Source organism: Neptunomonas sp. (assembly GCF_041601355.1).
GTDB lineage: Bacteria > Pseudomonadota > Gammaproteobacteria > Pseudomonadales > Balneatricaceae > Neptunomonas.
In genome coordinates, this window is record NZ_JBFIIH010000202.1 from 1 (window position 1) to 4,555 (window position 4,555).

The following is a 4,555-nucleotide window of genomic DNA, read 5'->3' on the forward strand; positions in this document are numbered from 1 at the left end:
AACACCAATAGTGCTCCGGAATCCAAAACAGATAATGCGACACGCCAGATTTTCCGCAAAAAACTGCGTGAAGGACAGCTTGACGATAAAGAGATCGACATTGACATCGCTCAACCCAAAGCCAATGTTGAAATCATGGCACCTCCCGGTATGGAAGAGATGACCAACCAGTTGCAAAGCATGTTCTCCAACATGGGCGGCGCGAATAAACAGAGCCGTCGCATGACGGTAAAAGAAGCGATGAAGCTGATCATCGAAGAAGAAGCCGCACGCCTCATTAAAGAGGAAGACATTAAACAACGCGCCGTTGATATGGTTGAACAAAACGGCATAGTCTTTCTCGATGAAATAGACAAGGTATGTAAGCGGGCGGGGGCTAACTCAGGTGGCGGCGACGTGTCACGTGAAGGGGTACAGCGCGACTTGCTACCGTTAATCGAAGGCTGCACTGTTACCACCAAATACGGCATGGTTAAAACAGATCATATCTTGTTTATTGCTTCCGGCGCTTTTCATCTGGCAAAACCTTCAGACCTGATTCCCGAGTTACAAGGCCGCTTACCGATTCGTGTTGAGCTGAATGCACTGACACCTGATGATTTCCGACGCATTCTCACAGAACCGACAGCCTCCTTAACCGCGCAATACATTGCACTGTTAAAAACCGAAGGCGTCGATATCGAGTTCACAGACGAGGGGATTGCACGCGTCGCAGAACTGGCATTCCAAGTGAACGAGAAAACAGAAAACATTGGTGCTCGTCGCTTACATACGATGATGGAACGCTTGTTAGAAGAGCTATCCTTTCATGCCTCGGATGACTCCGGAAAATCCATTATTATCGATGCAGACTACGTGAATAAACAGTTAAGCGCTCTCAGTCAGGATGAGGATCTGAGTCACTACATCCTCTGATACACGTCCTCTGACGTCAATAGTTCTGATTCGCGAGCTTTAACCCGTAAACTAGCATCACGTGAGCCAGCCCTCGCTGGCTCACTCTATCGAAGAGTTCACTGATGACACAGGCTCCTATCCCCAGCAACATCAAGCTCCACAAAAAGTCCAAAACGCTGGAATTAATCTATAACGAAACAAGTTTTGAGCTAACGGCGGAGTTTTTGCGCGTTCACTCACCTTCCGCTGAAGTCCGCGGTCACGGTATTGGCAATGGCACACTGCAGACCGGCAAAAAATTTGTCGGCATTAGCGGTGTGGAACCCTCTGGCAATTATGCACTGAAAATTATTTTTGATGATGGTCACGACAGCGGACTCTATACCTGGCAGTACCTTTACACCCTCGCCACACAGCGAGATCAGTACTGGGATACATATCTTAAAAGCCTGGAAGACGCTGGCGAATCCCGTGATAAGGGCCTGATTGGTAAGTTCTGAATCATTTCTGAATCAGTGCTGAGTCAGTCCGAAAGAGGACAAACCTTTTCGGCGTAGGTACAATGCGTCAAACGCACCAGCTGAGCAAAAGAATATGAGCGAACAGAACAAAAAATCCACTACTGATTTCGGCTTTCGTGAAGTACCGGTAGAAGAGAAAGTCAAAAAGGTTGCTGACGTATTTCATTCGGTCGCAGGAAAATATGACCTGATGAATGATCTGATGTCAGGTGGAGTGCATCGCCTCTGGAAAAAACTGACGATTGAACAAAGCGGAGCTCGCCGCGGGCATACCATTCTGGATATTGCCGGCGGTACCGGTGATTTAACCATGCGCTTCTCGCGGATTGTCGGCCCAACAGGAAAAGTTGTTCTCGCTGATATTAACGACTCAATGCTGAAAGTAGGCCGGGATCGTTTAATGGATCGTGGTGTTGCCGGCAATGTTGAGTTTGTTCAAGCCAATGCAGAATGCCTGCCTTTTCCTGACAACACGTTCGATATCATTACCATTGCTTTTGGCTTGCGTAACGTAACCGACAAAGATGCAGCCATTCGCTCGATGACCCGGGTCCTTAAACCAGGTGGTAAAGTAATGGTGTTAGAGTTTTCGAAAACAGATAACCCGGCGCTCACTAAGCTGTACGATTTTTATTCGTTTAATATTTTACCTAAAATGGGTCAACTGATTGCCGGCGATTCTGAAAGCTACAAATATCTGGCGGAATCGATTCGCATGCATCCTGACCAGGAAACCCTGAAAAGCATGATGCAGGATGCAGGACTGGTGAATTGTAAATATCAGAATATGACCGGTGGTGTCGTTGCTCTGCACACGGGTATCAAACCATAACGGAGAGACAATTGATGGCCAATGATATGCTGCATGCCCTAATACTGACTCCGCTTGAGTCGGCCATCAATTCACTATTACAGAGCGACTCTGTCACCTGCCAGGCACTAAAACGTCTTACCGGCAAGGTTATTCAGATTGAAGCAACAGACCTGAAGCAGTCGCTCTTTATTATCCCCTTTGATGCCGGCGTTCAGCTGCAGGCACACTTTGAAGGCGATGCTGACGTGACGCTGAGCGGCTCATCCAACCGTCTCCTGCAACTTATCAGCAGTGACAATAAAGCCGAGCACTTTTTCGGCAATGGCATCACCGTCAGCGGCGAAACCTCATTGGCTAATCAATTTCAGCAACTGTTAGCTGAAACACATATCGACTGGGAAGCATTCTTAGCCGATTACATCGGCGATCTGCCTGCCCACCAGCTCAGCGAGTTCAGCAAAAACCAGCTGAATTTTGTAAAACGTGTCGGCAGCAGCTTCAGCGACAATATTCACGAATATATACAGGAAGAAGCCCAATTACTGCCTACACGTCCTGAAGCCGAAGCATTTATGCAAGATGTCGACCATTTAAAAGATCGTGCAGAGCGCCTTGGTGCACGTATCCGCGCATTAGAGCAGAAGCTTTAACGCGCTAAGTCCTCATATTAGTAGCGCCTATCATCGACGCTACTCTTTTTTTCAGTGCTTTCTTATTAAGCGCCTCTTCCTCAGAATCTCAGAATGGCTTCACCACCACAAAGATCAGAATCGGGATAAATATCAACAGCGGCAGTTCATTGAACAAACGAAAATAGAGACCGCTTCTGTCTAACAGATCAGCCTGCATTTTCTTCAGATACGCACGACACCAGAAGTGATAGCCAATCAGCAACCCAACAAACATCAGCTTAGCGTGCAACCAGCCACCCGAAAAACCGTAGCCCAGCCAAAGCCAAAAACCTAAAACCAGCGTAAAAATCGCCATGATACTCATAAAACCATAGAGTTTTCGCGCCATAATCTGTAAACGTGCAACATCCTGCCCTGCCTCTTTGCCTTCAACAAAATGCACAAAAATACGTGGCAGGTAAAAGATACCCGCCATCCAGCTCGTCATGGCAAGAATATGAAACATTTTTATCCAAAGCATCATCTTTCCTTCTATCCGGATATTTATCACGTTAATAATTAAGCTCTCTTAAACAAAGATACCTAACAGGTTATTAAAAAATCAGGAGCAATCAGTCAAATTCCAGCCGTTGATTATCAGTACCATAATTTATATTGAGGCACTACTCAAAATAAACACAACACACAGCCATTTTGATAAGGTGGCATCATGGATACAATCTCACCGAGGCTAAAAGCATCGCAGCTGTCTTGGACCAGATTATTCGGCTACCGATACATTGTTGCGGCAATCACCGTCTGTCTTTTTTTTGCGTCTGCTTCTCGCTTGTCCGCCGAAACGCTCATCTGCTCAAACCCGATGTTTTCAGTGGTAACTTCAGAACCGAGTCTGGCTAAACACACCTGCACCGTGGCGACTGCCGCAGCCGAACGATTAGCCGCGTGTCACATCCCCCAGCGAGATGCCATAGAGCTATATATCGTTGATCGCATCGTTCATTCTGATATCTCGCTTTTGGGCATTTACAAACGGGGAGAGAAAACACTTGAAGTCACATCGCCTGCTCATTTTACGACGACTTTAGACCCCCATCACATATATTCCCTGATTCCAGCGCACGAGTTATTCGACAGTATGATTTATCATGAACTGACCCACGCATTTCTTGATCAGCAACCCGGAGGGAGCATTCAGTACTATGCAAACCATGAGTATATGGCGTATTCAATGCAGATGGAGGCCTTGTCGCCAGCTTCACGTCAGATCTTTATCGACGCGGCAGGCGGGGACTCTGAAATCTCAAATGAACAACTCAATGAATTTGTAGCATTAGCCAAGCCACCTACTTTTGCCGCGTGGTCTTGGCAACACTTTGCAGAGCCGCAACACGGCTGTGATTTTTTCGAGAAGCTGATAACGGGAGAAACTTCTCTCGAACTTTCCGACTTCTGATTCATGGGCGGGCATTCAGGCGGACGACATGGCATTGAAAGTAACAAGCTGCTAATAAAACTGATACAAGGCACCCTCTTTGCGCACCCGTAACGAGGCGCCTTTAATCAAGCCGCGCTTTTCAAAATCAGTCAGAATTTGCGGCGCTATTTCCTGTATTTTTTTGCGATCAGAGCCAGGCAGCATTCTCGGGTCATATAACATTCTTAAAAGAATATCATCCAAGCCTGTGAGCAGA

General features: G+C 46.8%; 6 protein-coding genes and 1 pseudogene. 5 read left to right on the plus strand and 2 right to left on the minus strand.

The genetic code is table 11. The annotated features are described in order from the left end of the window. The 4 genes from hslU to ABY436_RS19080 all read left to right on the plus strand — a co-directional run. Positions 1-915, plus strand: a 915-nt coding sequence (gene hslU, locus ABY436_RS19065) for an ATP-dependent protease ATPase subunit HslU (RefSeq protein ID WP_372740511.1), incomplete at its 5' end; no start/stop codon positions are given. A 104-nt stretch (positions 916-1,019) separates the two neighbouring features. Continuing rightward, entirely contained in the window at positions 1,020-1,397 is a 378-nt protein-coding gene (locus tag ABY436_RS19070; RefSeq protein ID WP_372740512.1) for a gamma-butyrobetaine hydroxylase-like domain-containing protein, read from the plus strand. Positions 1,398-1,491: 94 nt separating this feature from the next. Then, entirely contained in the window at positions 1,492-2,250 is a 759-nt protein-coding gene (gene ubiE / locus ABY436_RS19075; protein WP_372740513.1) for a bifunctional demethylmenaquinone methyltransferase/2-methoxy-6-polyprenyl-1,4-benzoquinol methylase UbiE, read from the plus strand. A 14-nt stretch (positions 2,251-2,264) separates the two neighbouring features. Next, on the plus strand, positions 2,265-2,882 hold the full coding sequence (locus tag ABY436_RS19080) for an SCP2 domain-containing protein (protein ID WP_372740514.1): 618 nt from the start codon (positions 2,265-2,267) through the stop codon (positions 2,880-2,882). An 88-nt stretch (positions 2,883-2,970) separates the two neighbouring features. On the opposite strand, the gene ABY436_RS19085 is transcribed toward ABY436_RS19080, so the two are convergent. Next, positions 2,971-3,384: a CopD family protein gene (locus tag ABY436_RS19085; protein WP_372740516.1), complete on the minus strand. Its 414-nt coding sequence runs from the start codon at positions 3,382-3,384 to the stop codon at positions 2,971-2,973. A 189-nt stretch (positions 3,385-3,573) separates the two neighbouring features. Here ABY436_RS19085 and ABY436_RS19090 point away from each other — a divergent pair, with 189 nt between their 5' ends. Then, positions 3,574-4,317, plus strand: coding sequence for a hypothetical protein (locus ABY436_RS19090; protein WP_372740515.1), 744 nt, complete (start codon positions 3,574-3,576; stop codon positions 4,315-4,317). A 51-nt stretch (positions 4,318-4,368) separates the two neighbouring features. Here ABY436_RS19090 and ABY436_RS19095 read toward each other — a convergent pair. Beyond that, positions 4,369-4,555, minus strand: a pseudogene (locus tag ABY436_RS19095) (hypothetical protein); the annotation flags it as partial.

Coding starts and splice junctions, on each gene's coding strand:
- ABY436_RS19070 (WP_372740512.1), top strand. CDS start 1,020: ATGACACAGGCTCCTATCCCCAGCAACATCAAGCTCCACAAAAAGTCC.
- ubiE (WP_372740513.1), top strand. CDS start 1,492: ATGAGCGAACAGAACAAAAAATCCACTACTGATTTCGGCTTTCGTGAA.
- ABY436_RS19080 (WP_372740514.1), top strand. CDS start 2,265: ATGGCCAATGATATGCTGCATGCCCTAATACTGACTCCGCTTGAGTCG.
- ABY436_RS19085 (WP_372740516.1), bottom strand. CDS start 3,384: ATGCTTTGGATAAAAATGTTTCATATTCTTGCCATGACGAGCTGGATG.
- ABY436_RS19090 (WP_372740515.1), top strand. CDS start 3,574: ATGGATACAATCTCACCGAGGCTAAAAGCATCGCAGCTGTCTTGGACC.